The sequence below is a fragment of the Streptomyces sp. M2CJ-2 genome (assembly GCF_016757295.1).
GTDB lineage: Bacteria > Actinomycetota > Actinomycetes > Streptomycetales > Streptomycetaceae > Streptomyces.
The window spans coordinates 78,064-98,035 of the sequence record NZ_JAESIF010000015.1; the positions used below are offsets into that span (position 1 = coordinate 78,064).

1 protein-coding gene is annotated in these 19,972 nt (G+C 75.7%); it reads left to right on the forward strand.

Annotated elements, in window-relative coordinates:
* Positions 1–4 precede the first annotated feature (4 nt).
* Positions 5–19,942: a non-ribosomal peptide synthase/polyketide synthase gene (locus JL475_RS14660; RefSeq protein ID WP_202278037.1), complete on the forward strand. Its 19,938-nt coding sequence runs from the start codon at positions 5–7 to the stop codon at positions 19,940–19,942.
* Positions 19,943–19,972 lie beyond the last annotated feature (30 nt).

A 19,972-nucleotide genomic window follows, 5' to 3' on the forward strand; every position in this document is an offset into this window, starting at 1 on the left:
GACCATGACGTCTTCGAAGCGAAACCGCGCCGAGGCCCTGCCGCAGGACCTCCAGGAAGTGCTCCGCCGCCGGCTCGCCGGACGGGCCGCCGACACCCCCGGCGCCGCCGCCCGGCAGGCCATCGGGCACGCGGACCGCAGCCGGCCGCTGCCCCTGTCCTTCGCCCAGCAGCGCCTGTGGTTCCTGGACCGGCTGCGCCCCGGCGACCCGCGCTACAACAGCGCCGTCGCGCTGCGCCTGACCGGAACCCTCGACCACACCGCCCTGTCCGGCGCGCTGGAGCACGTGGTGGGGCGGCACGAGGCGCTGCGCACCACGTTCCAGGAGACCGACGGCACACCCGCGCAGACCGTGCACCCCGCCGGGCCGCTCCCGCTGCCCCTCCGGGACCTGACGGCTCCCGGCGACGGGCCGACGGACCTGGACGCGCTGCTGTCGGCCGAGTACGAGCGCCCCTTCGACCTGCGGACCGGGCCGCTGCTGCGCGCCCTGCTGCTGCGGGAGTCGCACGACGCGCACGTCTTGCTGCTGACGGCCCATCACATCGTCACCGACGGCTGGTCGATGGGCGTGCTGCTGGAGGAGCTGTGCGCCGCCTACGACGCCCTCGCGCGGGGCGCGCGGCCCGCGCTGCCGCCGGTGGCCACGCAGTACCCGGACTTCGCCGTCTGGCAGCGCGAGCAACTGTCCGGGACCCGGCTGGAGCGTCAACTGGATTACTGGAAGGAGCAGTTGGCCGGTACGGTGGCGCCCGAGCTGCCGCTGGACCGGCCGCGCCGCGGCGAGGAGTCCGGCGCGGGCGCGGTGCACACCTTCACCGTGCCCGCGGCCACCGCGGCCCGGCTGAAGCACCTCGCGGCCGAGCAGCACACCACGCTGTTCACCGCCCTGGTCGCCGCCTGCCAGGCCCTGCTGGCCCGCTGGTCCGGGCAGGACGACATCACCGTCGGCTCGCTGACCCCCGGACGCGGGCGCACCGACCTGGAACGGGCCGTCGGGTTCTTCGTCAACACCGTCGTGCTGCGCACCCGCGTCGAGACCGGAGGCTCCTTCCGCGATCTGCTCGCCGCTGCCGCGGACACCGTCAACGGCGCCTTCGAGCACGGCGACACGCCGTTCGAGCGGCTGGTGGAGGCCGTTGGCGCGACCCGGGAGGCGGGCCGCAACCCCCTGTTCGACGTGATGGTCCTGCTGCACCCCGCGCCGCCCGCCGCCCCCGACCCGCACGGCCTGGCCACCGCCCCGGTCGCCGTGCCCCGGCAGGCCGCCACGTTCGACCTGAGCGTGGAGTTCGTCCCGGACGGGGACGGGCTGACCGGCCTGCTGGAGTACCGCACCGACCTGTTCGACGCGGCCACCGCCGAGCGCATGGCGGACCAGCTGCTGCGCACGCTGGACGGCGCCACCGCCGAACCGGACCGCCCGCTCGGCGCCCTGCCCCTGCTCTCGCCCCGGCAGACGCGCCAGGTGACGCGGGACTGGAACGCGACCGCGCGGCCCGTGCCCGAGGAGACGGTGCCCGAGCTGTTCGCGCGGCAGGCCGCCCGCACCCCGCACGCCACCGCCCTGGTCGCCGGGGACGTACGCCTGGACTACGCGACGCTCGACGCGCGAGCCGACCGTCTGGCCCGCCACCTGACCGCACGCGGCGCGGGACCCGAGCGGCTGGTCGCCCTCAGGCTGCCGCGCACCGCCGACATGATCGTGGCGATCCTCGCCGTCTGGAAGGCCGGCGCCGGCTATCTGCCCCTGGATCCCGCGCTGCCCGAGGACCGGGTGCGGTTCCTGCTGGACGACGCGCGGCCGGCGCTCGTCCTGGACGAAGCCGCGCTGCGGGAAGTCCCCGACACGGCCGCCGACCGGCTCGCCCCACCGCACCCCGACACCAGCGCCTACGTCATCTACACCTCCGGTTCCACCGGCCGCCCCAAGGGCGTGGCCGTGGCGCACCGGTCCCTGGCGAACCTCCTGGCGGGCCATCGCGAGGGCTTCGTCGCCGAGGCGGGAGGCGGGCCGCTGCGGGTGGCGCTGACGGCGTCGTTCTCCTTCGACACCTCACTGGAGGGTGTGCTGCTGATGGCCGACGGCCACCCGCTGCACCTGGTCGACGAGACGACCCGGCTGGACGCCGCCGAGCTGGTCGAGTACGTCGTCGAGCACCGCATCGACTTCCTCGACCTGACCCCCACCCACCTGCGCCAACTGCTGCCCGCCGGACTGCTCACCGACCCGCGCCATCACCCCCGGGTGCTGATGCTCGGCGGCGAGGCCGTCGGGCCCGGCCTGTGGCGGGAGCTGGCCGAGCGGCGGGACGTGGCCGCGTACAACTTCTACGGGCCCACCGAGTGCACGGTCGACGCCCTGGCCTGCCGCATCGAGGGCGACGGCCGTCCGACCGTCGGCAGGCCGCTCGCCAATGTGCGCGCCTACGTCCTCGACGACGGGCTGCGGCCCGTGCCGCCCGGGGTCGGCGGCGAACTGTACCTGGCCGGCGTGCAACTGGCGCGCGGCTACGCGGGCCGGCCGGGGCTCACCGCCGCACGCTTCCTGCCCGACCCGTTCGGATCACCCGGCGCCCGCATGTACCGCACCGGTGACCTGGCCCGCTGGACCGCCGACGGGCGCCTGGACCACCTGGGGCGGGCCGACGACCAGGTCAAGGTGCGCGGCCACCGCATCGAACCCGGCGAGGTCGAGGCGGCCCTGACGGACCGGCCCGAGGTCGCCGCCGCCGCGGTCGTCGCCGTCACCGACCCGCACGGCCACACCCGGCTCGCCGCCTACCTCGTCCCCGCGGACCGCGACGCACGGCTCACCGCGGCCGACGTGCGGGCGGCCTGCCGGCGCGTGCTGCCCGACCACATGGTGCCGTCCTCCTTCACCGTGCTCGACGCCCTGCCGATGACCGTCAGCGGCAAGATCGACCGGCGGGCCCTGCCCGCCCCCGACCTCGACGGCGGCGAGCGCGACAAGGAGTTCGTCGCCCCGCGCACCCCGCAGGAGGAGACCCTCGCCCGCATCTGGGCCGAGGTGCTGGGCGCGCGCCGGGTCGGCGTGACGGACAACTTCTTCGAGCTGGGCGGCGACTCCATCCTCAGCATCCAGGCCGTCTCCCGCGCCCGCGCGGCGGGCCTGCACCTGACCTCGCGGGACGTCTTCCGCCACCAGACCGTCGCCGAACTCGCCGCCGCCGCGTCCGCGCGCGCCGCCGAGGCGCCCGCGCCCCGGCGGACGCGCGAGGAGGGTCCGGCGCCGCTGACGCCGGTCCAGGAGTGGTTCTTCGCCACGCACGGCCCGCTGCGGCACTTCAGCATGTCGATGCTGCTGGACCTGCCGCACGACCTGGACGAGCGGTCCCTGGAGCGGTCCCTGGAAGCACTGGCCGCCCACCACCCCGCGCTGCGCACCCGCTTCGCCCGCTCGGGGGACACCTGGCGCCAGCACCCCGGCGACGGCCCGGTCACCGGCCTGCTCACCCGCCACGACCTCTCCCGCGCCGCCGACGCGACGGCCGCCCGCGAAGAGGCCGCAGAGGCCGCCCGCGCCGCCCTCGACCCGGAAACCGGCACCCTGCTGCGCGCCGCCCTGCTGTCCTGTTCCGGCGAGCGTCCCCGACTGTTCCTCACCGTGCACCACTTGGCGGTGGACTCCGTCTCCTGGCGCATCCTCCTCGCCGACCTCGCACAGGCCTACCGGCAGGCGACCCAGGGCGCCCCGATCCAACTGGATCCCGTCTCCACGCCGTTCGCCGACTGGGCCGCGCACCTCTCCCGCCGGGTACGCGCCGGAGACCTCGACGCCGACCTGCCGCACTGGACGGCCGAGGCCGCCGAACCCCGTACCCCGCTGCCCGTGGACCGCCCCGGCACCCCGCTCGCCGGCTCGGTCCGCACCCTCCGCACCCGCGTGGACCGCGCCACCACCGAGGCCCTCCTGCGCCAGGTGCCCGCCGTCTACCGCACGCAGGTCAACGACGTGCTGCTCAGCGCGCTGAGCCGGGTCCTCGCCGACTGGACGGGCACCGAGCGGGTGACCGTCACCCTGGAGGGCCACGGTCGCGAGGACGACACGCTGGACCTGTCCCGCACGGTGGGCTGGTTCACCACCCAGTACCCCGTCACCCTGGCGCCCGCCGGACCGTCCGACGCACCCGACTGGGACACGACCCTCAAGACGGTGAAGGAGCGCCTGCGAGCCGTACCCCGGCACGGCCTCGGCTACGAGGCACTGGCCCGCCTCGGCTCGCCCGACCCGGCCGCCCGCGCCCTGCGGGACCTGCCGCTGCCGCAGGTCTGCTTCAACTACCACGGCCAGTGGGAGGCCGGCGACGGGCGGGACTTCGCCCCGGCGGACGAGGCGCCCGGCCGTGACATCGCCGCCGACGAGCCGCCGGCCCACCTGCTGGACATCTCCGCCGTGGTCGCCGGCGGCGAACTGGAGATCACCTGGCACTACAGCGACCAGGTGCACGACGAGAGCACCGTCCGCACCCTCGCCGACGGCATGACCCGCGCGCTCGCCGCCATCGCCGATCACTGCGGCCGCCCCGGGGCGGGCGGCCGCACCCCGTCCGACTTCCCGCTGGCCCGCCTCGACCAGGACCGCCTGGACCGGCTGGTCGGCGACGGGCGGGACGTGGAGGACGTACTGCCGCTGACCCCGCTGCAGGAGGGCATGCTCTTCCACCGGCTGGTCGGCGGCCCCGAGGACGTCTACGTCGACCAGGCGGCGCTCCTGCTGGACGGCGTCGCCGACCCGCACGCCTTCGCCGCGGCCTGGCAGCGCGTCACCGGGCGGACGCCCGCCCTGCGCACCCGCGTGGTCTGGGAGGACGTACCGGTGCCCCTCCAGGTCGTCCACCGGGACGTGCGGGTGCCGGTGACCCACCTCGACTGGCGCGACCTGGACGAGCCGGAGCGGGCCGAGCGCCTCACCCGGCTGCGGGCGGACGACCTGGCCCGCGGCATCGACCTCGCCGCCGCGCCGCTGATGCGGCTGACCCTGGTCCGGCTGCCCGACGCGCGACTGCACCTGCTGTGGACCTCCCACCACCTGATCCTGGACGGCTGGAGCCTGGCCCAGGTGCTGACCGAGGTGTGCGAGGAGTACGCGGCACTCACCGCCGGCGCCGAGTCCCGGCCGCCGGTACGGCGCCCCTTCGGCGACTACGTGCGCCGGCTCGCCGAGCAGGACCCCGACGCCGCCCGCACGCACTGGCAGGAGGTCCTCGCCGGCTTCACCACCCCCACCCCGCTGCCCGCCGACCGTCCCCTGCGCGAGGCCCACCTGGCCCGCTCCGCGGACGTGCACACGGCCGGCCTGGACGACGAGACGTCGGCCCGGCTGGTACGCACCGCACGCGACGCCGGACTCACCCTCAGCACGGTCGTGCAGGGCGCCTGGGCGCTGCTGCTGGCCCGGTACGGCGCCGAGGACGACGTGGTGTTCGGCACCACCGTCTCCGGCCGGCCCGAGGACCTGCCCGGCGTCGAGTCGATGGTGGGCATGTTCATCAACACCCTGCCCACCCGAATACGCGTCGACGCCGAGCGCACGGCCGACGCGTGGCTGCGGGAACTGCAGGACGCCCAGGCCGAGTCGAGGCGGTTCGCGGCCGTGTCGCTGGCCGAGCTGACCCAGCTGAGCGACGTGCCGTCCGGCAGCCCGCTCTTCCACAGCATGGTCGCCTTCGAGAACTACCCCTTCGACGAGGCCCGCACGGCCGAATCCGGGGTGCGCCTGGCCGAGGTGACCTCCCGCGACGCCACCAACTACCCGCTCGTCCTGCGCGCCCACCACGGCGAACGCCTCGGCTTCGACCTCGCCTACGATCCCGCCCTGTTCGACGCGACGACCGTCCGCTCGCTCGCCGACCGGCTGTGCCTGCTGCTCACGGAGCTGGCCGACGGCCCCGACCGGCCGCTGCGCACCCTGGCCCGGCCGACGGCCGGGGAACGGCGGCGGATGCTCACCGACTGGAACGGCACCGAACGGGGCCGCCCCGCTCAGACCCTGGTGGACCTGTTCGAGGCGCAGGCCGCCCGCACGCCCGGCGCCGTCGCCGTCACCTGCCGAGCCGAGCGTCTGGACTACGCGACGCTCGACGTCCGCGCCGGCCGGCTCGCCCACCGGCTCGCCGAACTCGGCGCCGCACCCGAGCGGTTCGTCGCCCTCGCGCTGCCCCGCTCCTGCGACCAGGTCGTCGCGATCCTCGCCGTGCTGAAGACCGGCGCGGCCTACCTGCCGATCGACCCGGCCTCGCCCGCCGAACGCATCGGCCACCTCCTCGCCGACGCCGCCCCGGTGACGCTGGTGACCACGACCGGCACGGCGGCACGGGCCGACGGCACCGACGTGCCCGTCCTCCTCCTCGACGACCCGGACGTCGAGGCCGACCTCGCCCGCCGCCCGGCCACCGGCCCCGCCCCGGCCCGCCGGCCGCTGCCGGAGAGCCCCGCCTACGCCATCTACACCTCCGGCTCCACCGGCCGCCCCAAGGGCGTGGTGATCCCGCACGCCAACGTGGTGCGGCTGTTCACCCGCACGAGCCACTGGTTCGGCTTCGGCGCGGACGACGTGTGGACGATGTTCCACTCCTACGCGTTCGACTTCTCGGTGTGGGAGCTGTGGGGCCCGCTGCTGCACGGCGGCCGGCTCGTCGTCGTGCCCGACGAGACCGCCCGCTCCCCGGAGGACTTCCTACGCCTGCTGGCGGACGAGCAGGTCACCGTCCTCAACCAGACGCCGTCCGCGTTCTACCCGCTGATCCGCGCGGACGCCGAACACCCCGAAACCGGTGCCCGCCTCGCGCTGCGCACGGTGATCTTCGGCGGTGAGGCCCTGGACGTCGGCCGGCTCGCCGACTGGTGGACGCGCCACCCGGCCTCCTCCCCGCGGCTGGTCAACATGTACGGCATCACCGAGACCACCGTGCACGTCACCCACGCCCCGCTCGACCCCGCCACCGGCGCGGACGGCTCCGCCGGTCCCATCGGCACGGCCATCGAGGACCTGCGGGTGTACGTGCTCGACGCGGACCTGGCGCCCGTGCCGCCCGGCGCCATCGGCGAACTCTTCGTGGCGGGCGAGGGCCTGGCCCGCGGCTACCTGGGCCGCCCCGGCCTCACCGCCGCCCGCTTCCTCGCCGAGCCCTTCGGGCAGGCCGGCAGCCGCATGTACCGCACGGGCGACCGGGCCAGGTGGCGGGCCGACGGCACCCTGGAGTACCTGGGCCGCGCCGACGCCCAGGTGAAGATCCGCGGCTACCGCATCGAACCCGGCGAGATCGAGGCGGCCCTGCACACCCACCCCGGCGTCGCCGAGGCCGCGGTCGGCGTGTTCGAGGACGCCTCCGGCACCCGCCGGCTCGTGGCGCACGTCGTCGGCTCCGGCGACGAGGCCCCCGCGGCGGCCCAGCTGCGCGCCCACCTGGAGCGCCTGCTGCCCGCCCACATGGTGCCCGCCGCCTACGTGCCGATGGACGCGCTGCCGCTCACCGTCAACGGCAAGCTCGACCGGCGCGCGCTGCCCGCGCCGGGACCGGACGGCTACGCCACCGGAACCGACCGGACACCGCCGCGCACGCCCGCCGAACGGCTGGTCGCCGCCGCCTGGGCGGACGTGCTGGGAGTCGAGGAGGTGAACGCCGGGGACGACTTCTTCGCGCTCGGCGGCGACTCCATCCTCGCCGTCCGCGTCACCGCCCGGCTGCGCGCCTCGTTCGGTTCCGATGTCTCCCCGAGGCTGCTGTTCACCCGCCCCACGGTGGCCGCGCTGGCCGCCGAGCTCGGCGAACCGGCCGACGACGCGACCGCCCCGCAGGCCGACGCGATACCGGCGACCGCCCCGCAGACCCCGGCGCCGCTGTCGTACGCCCAGCAACGCCTGTGGTTCCTCGACCGGTTCGAGCCCGGCAGTACCGAGTACACGACGCTGTCCGTGCTCCGCCTGCGCGGACCGCTCGACGTGAGCGCCCTGCGCACCGCGCTGGACGGCCTGGTCGCCCGGCACGAGGCGCTGCGCACCACGTTCACCGAACAGGACGGACGGGCACGGCAGTCGGTGAACCCGCCGCACCGGGTCGACCTGCCCGTGGACGACCTCACCACGGCCCCGGACGCGCGGGCGGCGCTGGACGCGCTGTTGGAGCGCGAGGCCGCCACGCCCTTCGACCTGGCGGCCGGGCCGCTGCTGCGCGCCCGGCTGGCCCGCCTGGCCGCCGGAGAGCACGGCGAGCACGTTCTCGTACTCGCCGTCCACCACATCGTCACCGACGGCTGGTCGCTGGGCGTCCTCGGCCGGGACCTGGGCGAGCTGTACGCGGCGGCACACGAGGGCCGCCGCCCCCGGCTGCCCGCGCTGCCCGTCCGGTACGCCGACCACGCCGCCTGGCAGCGCGCCCGCACCGACCACGTCGAGCAGCAACTCGCCCACTGGCGCGAGACGCTGGACGCGGTGCCCCCGCTCGAGCTGCCGACCGACCGGCCGCGTCCCGCCGTACGGACCCGGGACGGCGCGCTGGTGACCTTCACCCTGCCCGCCGAACTGACCGACCGGCTGCGCGAACGGGGCCGGGAGGCCGACGCCACCCTGTACATGACGCTGCTGACCGCCTGCACGGCTCTGTTGTCCCGCTGGGCCGACCAGGACGACTTCGCCGTCGGCACCGTCACCGCGGGCCGTGAGCGCTCCGAGCTGCACGACGTGGTCGGCATGTTCGTGAACACGCTGGTGCTGCGCAACCGGGTGCGCCCCGGCACGTCGTTCCGCGCGCTGCTGAAGCAGGTGCGCGGCACCGTCCTGGAGGCGTTCGCCCACCAGGACGTGCCCTTCGAGCGGCTGGTGGATGCCCTCCAGCCCGAGCGGGACACCAGCCGCACCCCCCTGTTCCAGGTCATGGTCGCCCTGCACAACCTGGGCGCCGAGACGCCCACGCTCCCGGACCTGGACGTCGAGCCGGTCATGCCGCCGGTCCGGCACGCCACGTTCGACCTGGCCTTCGACTTCGTGGAGGGCGACGACGGCGTCACCGGCCACCTGGAGTACGACACCGGCCTGTTCGACGAGGACACCGTCCGGCGCCTGGCCGCCCGCCTGCGGCTGCTGCTGGAGGCAGCGGCGCAGGACCCCGACCGGGACGTGCGGGTGCTGGAGCTGATGACCGCGGCCGAGCGGCGCCGGGTGCTCCACGACTGGCAGGGGCCGCGGCTCGCGGTTCCCCGGACCACCTTCCCCGCCCTGTTCGAGGCGCAGGCCGCCCGCACCCCGCACGTCACAGCCCTGGTGGCACGGGACGCCACGCTCGACTTCGCCACCCTCAACGAGCGCGCCAACCGGCTCGCACACCACCTCGTCGCCCAGGGCGTCGCCCCCGAGCGGGTGGTCGCCGTACGGCTTCCGCGCACCTCCGACCTGCTGGTGGCGGTGCTCGCCGTCGCCAAGGCGGGCGGAGCCCTCCTCTGCCTCGACCCCGACCTGCCCGAGGAGCGCGTCGCCCACCTCCTCGCGGACGCGGCCCCGCACACCGTGCTGACCGCCGGCACACTGCGCGAGGTGCCGTGGGACCGGCTGCCCGCCCACGACCCCACCGACCGCGACCGCCCGGCCCCGCTGCGCCCGGACCACGCCGCCTACATCGTCTACACCTCCGGCTCCACCGGCCGCCCCAAGGGCGTCGTCGTCGAACACCGCCACCTGGTCAACCTCTGCCACGATCACCGCGAGGGGCTCGTCGCACCGCACACCGCGGACGGGCGCCGGCTGCGCGCCGCGCTGAGCGCCTCGTTCTCCTTCGACACCTCCTGGGAGGGGCCGCTGCTGCTCGCCCTCGGGCAGGAGGTCCACCTCGTCGACGAGGACGTGCGCCTGGACCCGGAAGCGTTCTGCGCCCAGGTCTCCGAACGCCGCCTGGACCTGGTGAACGTCACCCCGTCCTTCCTGCGCGAACTCACCGCCGCCGGCCTCCTCGCACCCGGCCGCCACCACCCGCGCGTCCTCATGGTCGGCGGCGAGGCGACGGGCCCCGACACCTGGCGGGAGCTGTGCGCCGCCGCCGGCCTCGGCGTCACCGCGTACAACGTGTACGGGCCCACCGAGTGCACCGTCGACGCCGCGTACGGGCGCTGCGCCGAACACCCGGACCGACCGGTCATCGGGCGCCCCGGCCGCAACCTGCGCGCCTACGTCCTCGACGGCGCCCTGCGCCCGGTGCCGCCCGGCGTGCCCGGCGAGCTGTACCTCGCGGGCGTGCAGGTGGCCCGCGGCTACCTGGGCCGCCCCGGCCTGACCGCGTCGCGTTTCCTCGCCGACCCGTTCGGCGGGCCCGGGGAGCGGATGTACCGCACCGGCGACCGCGCCCGCTGGGACGAGCGAGGACTGCTGGAGTTCCTGGGCCGCGCCGACGAGCAGATCAAGATCCGCGGGTTCCGCATCGAACCCGGCGAGGTCGAGGCCGCGCTGCTCGCCCACCCGGACGTGTCCGAGGCCGTCGTGACGGCACGCGAACACGCGGGCCGGCTCATGCTCGTGGCCCACCTGGTGCCCGCCCGGGAAGCCGTCCCGACCGCCGACGAACTGCGCCTCGCGCTCCGGCGCACCCTGCCGGACCACATGGTGCCGGCGGCGTTCGTCCCGCTGGCGCGAATACCGCGCACCAGCAGCGGCAAGACCGACCGGCGCGCCCTGCCCGCCCCGCCCGCGCAACCGGACCCCGCCACGACGTACGTGGCACCGCGCCCCGGCACCGAAAGGACGCTGGCCGCGATCTGGGCGGACGTCCTGCGGGTGGAACGGGTGGGCGCGCGGGACAACTTCTTCGCGCTCGGCGGCGACTCCATCCTCAGCATCCAGATCGTCTCCCGCGCCCGCCAGGCCGGACTGGCGCTGACCACCAAGGACGTCTTCCGTCACCAGACCGTCGCCGAACTCGCCCTCCGCGTCACCCGGGCGGCCCCCGCAGCGGCGGACGCGGCTCCGCCCGCCGAGGCACCGCTCACGCCCATCCAGCGCTGGTACCTCGACGGCCGCCGCGCCGACGACCCGCTGCGCTTCACCATGTCGCAGCACCTCGAACTGGCCCCCGGAACCGACCGGTCCGCCCTGCGCCCCGCCGTCGACGCCCTCGTCCGCCACCATCCGGCCCTGCGCACCCGCTTCCGCCGCACCGACGACGGCCGGCGCCAGGAAGTCCTGCCGGACGTCCCGGACGGCATCCTCACCCACCACGACGTGACCGGCCTGGACGGCGCCGCGCTGGAGGCCGAGGTGCGGCGCGCGGCGGACGCGGCCCGGGCGTCCCTCGACCCGACCGAGGGCCGGGTGGTGCGCGTCCTGCTCTTCGACCGCGGCCCGGACCTGCCCGCGCGCCTTCTGCTCACCGTCCACCACCTGGTTGTCGACGGTGTCTCCTGGCGGATCCTGCTCGCCGACCTGGAGACCGCCCACCGCTGCGCCGCGGACGGACGCCCCGTCGACCTGCCCCCGGCCACCACCGCGTACGGCCACTGGGCGGCCCGGCTGGAGACGCACACCCGTTCCGGCGCCCTGGACGGCGACCTCCCCCACTGGGAGCGCACCGCGGCGGCCCCCGCCGACCTGCCCGCGGGCCGGCCCGGCCCCAACACCCACGGCACCGCAGCCACGGTCACCGTGCTGCTGGAACCGGAGACGACCGAGGCCCTGCTGCGCCGGGTCCCGGAGGTCTACCGCACCCAGGTCAACGACGTCCTGCTCAGCGCCCTCGGCCGCACCCTGGCCCGCTGGTGCGGGCGCGACACCGTGCTGGTCGGCGTGGAGGGCCACGGCCGCGAGGACCTCTTCGACGACATGGACCTCTCCCGGACGGTCGGCTGGTTCACCGCCGAGTTCCCCCTCGCGCTGACCGTCGCCCCCGACGCCGGCTGGCACGACACCCTGCGCTCGGTCAAGGAGCGACTGCGCGCGGTGCCGTTGCACGGTCTGAGCCACGGCGCGCTGCGCCACCTGCTGCCCGACAGCCCGCTGGCCGGCGCCCCCGTGCCGCAGGTCGGCTTCAACTACCACGGCCAGTGGGACGCCGAAGGAGACAGGAACGGCCTCTACGGCGCCGCCCTGCCCCCGGCCGGCACCGACACCGACCCCGACGCCCCCCGCCCCTACCTGCTGGACATCACCGGCGTCGTGCAGGACGGCCGCCTCGAACTCGGCTGGACCTATCCGCCGGCCGTCTACGACGAGTCCACCGTCCGTGAGCTCGCCGACGAGATGTGCGCGGCGCTGCGCGACATCGTGGCCCACTGCACGCGCCCGGACGCGGGCGGCCGCACCCCGTCGGACTTCCCGCTCGCCGGGCTCGGACAGAGCGAGCTGGACCGCCTCGTGGGCGACGGCCGGCGCGTGGCGGACGTCCTGCCGCTGACGCCCCTGCAGGCCGGGATGCTCTTCCACGGCCTGGTGGACACGGCGGGCGCCTACTTCGACCGGACGGCCGTACGGCTGTCCGGGGTGACCGACCCGCAGGTCTTCGCCGCGGCCTGGCAGCAGGTCGCCGACCGCACCGAGGCCCTGCGCACCGGCGTCCACTGGCGGGGCCTGCCGCACCCGGTCCAAGTCGTCCACCACCAGGTCGAGTTGCCCGTCACCCACCTGGACTGGCGGCACCTGACGCCCGAGCGACGGGAGAGGGAGACCGAGGAACTGCTGGCCGCCGACCGCACGGCGGGCATGGACCTCACCACCGCACCCCTCACCCGCATCACCCTGGCCGCGCTGCCCGGCGACGAGATCCTGCTGCTGTGGTCCTCCCATCACCTGATCCTGGACGGCTGGAGCACCGGGCAACTGCTCACCGAGGTGTGCGAGCGCTACGCCGCGCTCACCGGCGGCCGCGAAGCCCCCGCGCCGGTGAGGCGCCCGTTCTCCGACTTCCTGCGCTGGCTGCGGGACCAGCACGCCTCGGCCGAGGAGACGGCCGAGGCGTACTGGGCCGACACCCTCGCCGGCTTCCCGGCCCGCACCCCGCTGCCGTACGACCGCACACCGGCCGAGGCGCACCGCGCCCGCGCCGCCGCCACGGTGCACCGGCAGCTTGACGAGCGGGTCTCGGCGCGGCTGCGGGAGACGGCGGCACGGGCCGGGCTGACGGTGAACACCGTGATCGAGGGCGCCTGGGCGCTGCTGCTGGCCCGCCACGGCGGACGCGACGACGTCGTGTTCGGCACGACCGTCTCCGGGCGTCCGGCCGAACTGCCGGGCGTGGAGGCGATGATCGGCATGTTCATCAACACCGTGCCCACCCGGATCCGCGTCACGGGCGGGGGAGTGGCGTCCTGGCTGCGGGGCGTGCAGGAGCGGCAGAGTGACGCCCGGCGCTTCGACTTCCTCGCGCTGCCCCGCATCCAGGCGCTGAGCGAGGTCCCGGCGGGCGAGGCGCTGTTCGACAGCATGGTGGTGTTCGAGAACTACCCCGTCGACGAGTCCGCCACGGCCCGGACGGGCGTGCACGTCGAGGAGGTGCGGGCCGACGACGCGCCGACCTTCCCGCTGTGCCTGCGCGCCCACCTCGGCGACCGGCTCGGCATCGACCTCGCCTACGACGCCGAGCTGTTCGACGCGGACACGGCCGAACGCCTCGCGGCCAGGCTCGCGGTCGCCCTGACCGCCCTCGTCGACGGCATCGAGGCCGACGCGGACATGAGCGGCCTCGAGCTGCTGACCGAGGACGACCGCGCCCTGCTCGAGCGGTGGAACGCCACCGCCCGGCGGACGGCGCCGCGCAGCCCCGTCGAGCTGTTCGCCGAGCAGGCCCGCCGCACCCCCGACGCGCCCGCCCTGCGCGACGGCGACACGGAGCTGACGTACCGCCGCCTCGACGACTGGTCCGACGCCGTGGCGTCCCGGCTCCTCGCCGACGGCCTGCGGGCGGAGGACCGGGTGGCGCTGCTGATGGACCGCTGCGCCGAACTCGTCGTCGCCCAGCTCGCCGTCCTCAAGGCGGGCGGCGCCTACGTACCGGTGGACACCCGCGCCCCCGAGGAGCGACGCCGCACGCTGATCGAGCGGGCGGGCGCGACGGCCGAGCTGACCGCCGCGGACGTCGCCGCCGCACGCACCCCCGTGCCGGGCGCGCCCGCGGCCGTGCCCGCGGACGCCGACCGGCCGGCGTACGTGATGTTCACCTCCGGGTCGACCGGCGAGCCCAAGGCGGTCGCGGTACGCCACCGCGACGTGGCCGCCCTCGCCACCGACAGCCGCTTCACCGGCGGGGTGTGCGACCGGGTGCTGCTGCACTCCCCGGTGGCCTTCGACGCCGCCACCTTCGAGGTGTGGGCGCCCCTGCTGGGCGGCGGCTGCGTGGTCGTGGCACCGCCCCGGCCCGTGGACGCGGCACTGCTGCGGCACCTGGCCCGCGACGGCGGCCTGAGCGCGCTGTGGCTGACCGCCGGCCTCTTCCGGCTGCTGGCGCAGGACGCGCCGGACTGCTTCGCCGGCCTGCGCCAGGTGTGGACCGGCGGCGACGTGGTGCCCGCCGCGGCCGTGCGCCGTGTGCTGTCCGCCTGCCCCGGCCTGACCGTCGTGGACGGCTACGGACCCACCGAGACGACGACGTTCGCGACGTCCTTCGCGCTCACCGACGCGACGGCCGTCCCCCACGCCGTGCCCATCGGCCACCCGCTCGACGACATGCGGGTCCACGTCCTCGACGGCCGTCTGCGGCCCGTACCGCCGGGCTGCGCCGGCGAGCTGTACCTCGCCGGCGAGGGGGTGGCACGCGGCTACCTGGGCCGTCCGGGCGACACCGCCGCCCGCTTCCTCGCCGACCCCGCAGGCCCGCCCGGCACGCGCATGTACCGCACCGGCGACCTGGCCCGCCGCCGTCCCGACGGCACGGTCGAGTTCCTGGGCCGCGTGGACGACCAGGTGAAGATCCGCGGCTTCCGCGTCGAACCCGGCGAGGTGGAGGCGGCCCTCGCGGCGCACCCCGGCGTCGCGGACGTGGCGGTCGTGGCCCGCGAGGACCGGCCCGGCAGCCGGCGCCTGGTGGCCTACGTGGTCGGCCCCGAAGACCTCACGGCCGTACGGGAGTCCGCCCGGCGCGCGCTCCCCGACTACCTCGTCCCCTCGGCGTTCGTCGCCCTGCCCGCGCTGCCGCTCAGCGGCAACGGCAAGGTCGACCGGGCCGCGCTTCCGGCGCCGGAGCCCGCGAGCGGGGGCCGGCAGGGCGGGCCGACCGCACCGCGCACCGACGCCGAGCGGCGCACCGCCGACGTCTTCGCGGAGGTCCTCTCCGTGCAACAACCCGGCGTGGAGGACGACTTCTTCCAGCTGGGCGGCGACTCCATCCTCAGCATCCGGCTGGCCGCCCGCCTGTCCGAGGCGTTCGGCACCGACCTGTCACCGCGCGCGGTGTTCACCCACCCCACCCCCGCCGCCCTCGCCGCCCTGCTCATCGCGGAGCCGTCCGACGACGCCGCGACCACCGCGATCGTCCCGGCCCCCCGTGACACGCCCGCCCCGATGTCGTACGCCCAGCAACGCCTGTGGTTCCTGGAGGAGTTCGCGCCGGGCAGCGGCGAGTACGTCACCGCGCTGGCCCTGCGCCTGCGCGGCCGGCTCGACGTGCCCGCTCTCACCGCGGCCCTGCGCGCCCTGGTCGAGCGGCACGAGGCGCTGCGCACCACCTTCGACACGGTGGACGGCCACGGCGTGCAGATCGTCCACCCGGCGCCGGTCGTGCCGCTGACGCTGCACGACCTGTCGGGAACGGCCGGGACCGACCGGACGGCCCGGCTGGAGGAACTGCTGGAGGCCGAGCGTGCCCGCACGTTCGACCTGCGGCGCGGCCCGCTGCTGCACGCGGGGCTGATCAGGCTCTCGGACGACGAGCACGTCCTGACGCTGCCCCTGCACCACATCGTCACCGACGGCTGGTCCACCGGAGTGCTCACCGGCGACCTGGCTCACTTCTACCGAGCCGAACTGGGCGCGGCCGCCAAGCAGTTGCCGCCACTGCCGGTGAGCTACGCCGACTACGCCCACTGGCAGCGCGGCAGCGGCACGGACGAACACCTCGCGTACTGGAAGGAGCACCTGACCGGTCTGGAAACGCTGGACCTGCCCACCGACCGGCCGCGCCCGGCGGTGCGCACCCACGACGGCGCCACCGTGCGCCTCGTCCTGCCGCGCGGTGTGACCCGCCGCCTCGTCCAGGTGGGCCGGGACCGGCAGGCCACCCTGTTCGCCACACTGGTCGCCGCCGCGCAGACCTATCTGGCCCGCCTGACCGGCGGCCGGGACATCACCGTCGGCACGGTCACCTCCGGCCGCGACCGCGCCGAGACCCAGAACCTCGTCGGGTTCTTCGTCAACACCCTCGTCCTGCGCTCCCGCGTCGAACCCGACCGTCCCTTCCCCGAGTTCCTCACCGAGGTGCGCGCGACCGTACTGGACGCCTTCGCCCATCAGGAGGCGCCGTTCGAGCGGGTGGTGGACGAGGTGCAGCCGGTCCGCGACACCAGCCGCACCCCCCTGTTCCAGGTCATGGTGGTGCTGCAGAACGCCCCGGCCGCCGACCTCGACCTGCCCGGCATCGAGGTCGCCGACGTCGACACGGACCTGCGGCACGCGGCGTTCGACCTCACCCTGGAGTTCGCCGAGACCCCCGCCGGAGAACTGCACGGCCTGCTCACCTACAACACCGACCTGTTCGACGCGGCCACCGCCGAACGGATGGCCGACCAGCTCGGCACGCTCCTGACCGCCGTGGCCGACGAACCCGACCGGCCCCTGGGCGCCCTGCCCCTCGCCACCGGCGAGACACTCGAGGCCGTCCTCGGCCAGGGACGCCCCGCCGCCCACCCGGTACCGGCGGCGACGCTGCCGGAGCTGTTCGAACAGCAGGCCGCCCGCACGCCCGACGCCGTCGCCCTGTCCGACGCCGACGGCCGCGAGCTGACGTACGCGCAGGTCGAGCGCGCCGCCAACCGGCTGGCGCACCGGCTCATCGCCCGGGGCGTGGGACCCGAGCGGGTCGTGGCGCTGGCCCTGCCCCGCGGCGCGGAGACGGTGGTGGCCCAGCTCGCAGTGGCCAAGGCCGGCGGTGCCTTCCTGCCCGTCGACCCGGACTACCCCGAGCAGCGGCGGGAGTTCATGCTGCGTGACGCGGACGCCTGGCTCGTCCTGGACGACCCCGCCGCCGTACGGGACGCGGACGGGCCGGACACCGCGCCGACGGACGCCGACCGCACGGCCGCGCTGACCGTCGCCCACCCGGCGTACGTGATCTACACGTCCGGTTCCAGCGGCACACCCAAGGGCGTGACGGTGACGCACAACGGCCTGGCCGCCTTCACCGCGGCCGCCGCCGACCGCTACGACGCGGGCCCCGGCGACCGGGTCCTGCAGTTCGCCTCGCCCAGCTTCGACGCCTCGGTGCTGGAGCTGTGCGTGTCCCTGCTCGGCGGAGCCACCCTCGTCACCGGGGAGGAAGGCCCACTCGTCGGCGAGCGGCTCGCCCAGGTCCTTGCCGAGCGGCGCATCAGTCACACGCTGATCCCGCCCGCCGCCCTGGCCACGGTCGCCCCCGAGACCTCCGACGCCCTGCCGCACCTGCGCACCCTCATCGTGGGCGCCGAGGCGTGCCCGGCCCACCTCGTCGAACGGTGGGCCCCCGGCCGACGCATGATCAACTCGTACGGCCCGACCGAGGCCACCGTCGTCGCCACCTGGACCGGCCCCCTCGCCCCGGGCACGGGCGCCCCGCCGATCGGCCGCCCGGCCGGCGCCACCCGCGTCCACGTCCTCGACGCCGCGCTGCGCCCCGTCCCGCCCGGCGTCACCGGCGAACTGTACGTGGCCGGACCCGGACTGGCCCGCGGCTACCTGAACCGGCCCGGCCTGACCGCCTCGCGTTTCCCCGCCGACCCGTTCGGCGCGCCGGGGGAGCGGATGTACCGCACCGGTGACCTGGCCCGCTGGGACGCGTCCGGCGAACTGCGCTTCGCCGGACGCGCCGACGACCAGGTGAAGCTGCGCGGCTTCCGCATCGAGCCAGGAGAGATCGAGAGCGCGCTGCGCCGCAGCCCGCGGGTGCGCGACGCGGTGGTCACCGTACGCGGTGGCGGGACCGACCCGGACGGCCGGTCCGGCGGACGGCTCGTGGCCTACCTCGTGCCCGCCGGGGACACCACGGAGGAACTGCCGGTGCCGGAGCTGCGCGACCACCTCGCCGGGCTGCTCCCGCCGCACATGGTCCCGTCGGCGTTCGTCCCGCTGGAGCGCCTGCCGCTCACCCCGAACGGCAAGACCGACCGCGGCGCCCTGCCCGAACCCGGACCCACGCACACCGCCGCCGGGCCGCCCACGGCACCGCGCACCGACACCGAACGCCGCATCGCCCGCATCTGGGCCGACGTCCTCGGCGTGGCGGACGTCGGCGCGCACGACAACTTCTTCCACCTCGGCGGCGACTCCATCCTCAGCATGCAGGTCGTGTCACGGCTGCGGCGGGACGGACTGCACCTGGCCACCCGCGACCTGTTCACCCACCAGACGGTCGCCGAACTGGCCACCGTCGTCACCGACGCGCCCCAGCACTCCGGGGACGGCCCGGTGAGCGGAGACGTGCCGCTCACCCCCATCCAGGAGTGGTTCCTGACCAGCCCGCGCGCCGGTCACAGCCACTTCAACCAGTCGCTGCTGCTGGAGCTCGGCACCGCCCCGGACGCCGCCGCCCTGGAAACGGCCCTGAACGCCCTGCTCGACCACCACGACGCCCTGCGCATGCGCTTCACCGAGGACCAGGACGGCTGGCGCCAGTTCAACCCGCCGCCGTCCGACACCGACCGCGACCGGCTCCTGAACCGCCACGACCTGAGCGGGCTGACCCCCGCCGAGGCCGACGCGGCGATGGAGAAGGCCGCCGACGACCTGCACACCGGATTCGACCTGGCGCGCGGCCCGCTGTTGCGGGCGGCCCTGTTCACCGGGGACGCCGGCCGGCCCGCCTTCCTCCTCCTGGTCGCCCATCACCTGGTGGTGGACGCCGTGTCCTGGCGCATCCTGCGCGACGACCTGGAGGCCGCCCACCGGCAGGCCGTCCAGGGCGAGACCGTCGGCCTGGGCGAACGCACCACCTCCTTCCGCGAGTGGGCCCGAGGCCTCGCCGCGCACGTCGCGGCCGGTGCCCTCGACGACGAACTGCCCTACTGGGAACGGGCGGTGAACGCCGAGCCGCTGCCGGCCGAGGCATCGGCCGGGCCGCGGACCGGTGTCGTCGACACGCTCACCGTCGAACTGGACGAGGCGGACACCGAGGCACTGCTGCGCGCCGCGCCGACCGCCTACCGCACCCGCGTCAACGACGTGCTGCTCGCTGCCCTCGCCCTGGCCCTGGCCCGCTGGACCGGCCGCGAGGAGGTCCGCCTGGACCTGGAGGGGCACGGCCGCGAGGACGTCCTCGACGACGTGGACCTCTCCCGCACGGTCGGCTGGTTCACCACCGTCCACCCCGTCGCCCTCCAGGTGCCCGAACCCGCCGACCTCGGCCCCGCCCGGGACTGGCGGGCCCTGGTGAAGTCGGTGCGCCGCCAGTTGCGCGCCGTGCCCGGCAACGGCCTGGGCTTCGGTGCGCTGCGCACCTTCGGCCCGTCCGAGGTGCGCCGGCGGCTCGGACGGGCTGCGCACGGACAGGTCGTCTTCAACTACCTGGGCCAGTGGGACGCCCGCCCGGAGAGCCCCGGCGACGGCCTGGTGCGGGCCGAGCACGGGTCGTTCGGACGGCACCACGACCCGCGCGACAGCGGCTCCCACCCGCTGGAGGTCGTCGGCGCGGTGCAGGGCGGCCGGCTGTCCTTCACCTGGCACCACCGGCCCGCCCTCCACGCCACGGACACCGTGCGACGTGTCGCGGACGACTTCGCCGAGGCCCTGCGCCACATCGCCCGCTACGCCCGGAACAACCGGTGACGCCCCGCCCCCCGGTCCGTGCCCCACCGC

Coding starts and splice junctions, on each gene's coding strand:
- JL475_RS14660 (WP_202278037.1), top strand. CDS start 5: ATGACGTCTTCGAAGCGAAACCGCGCCGAGGCCCTGCCGCAGGACCTC.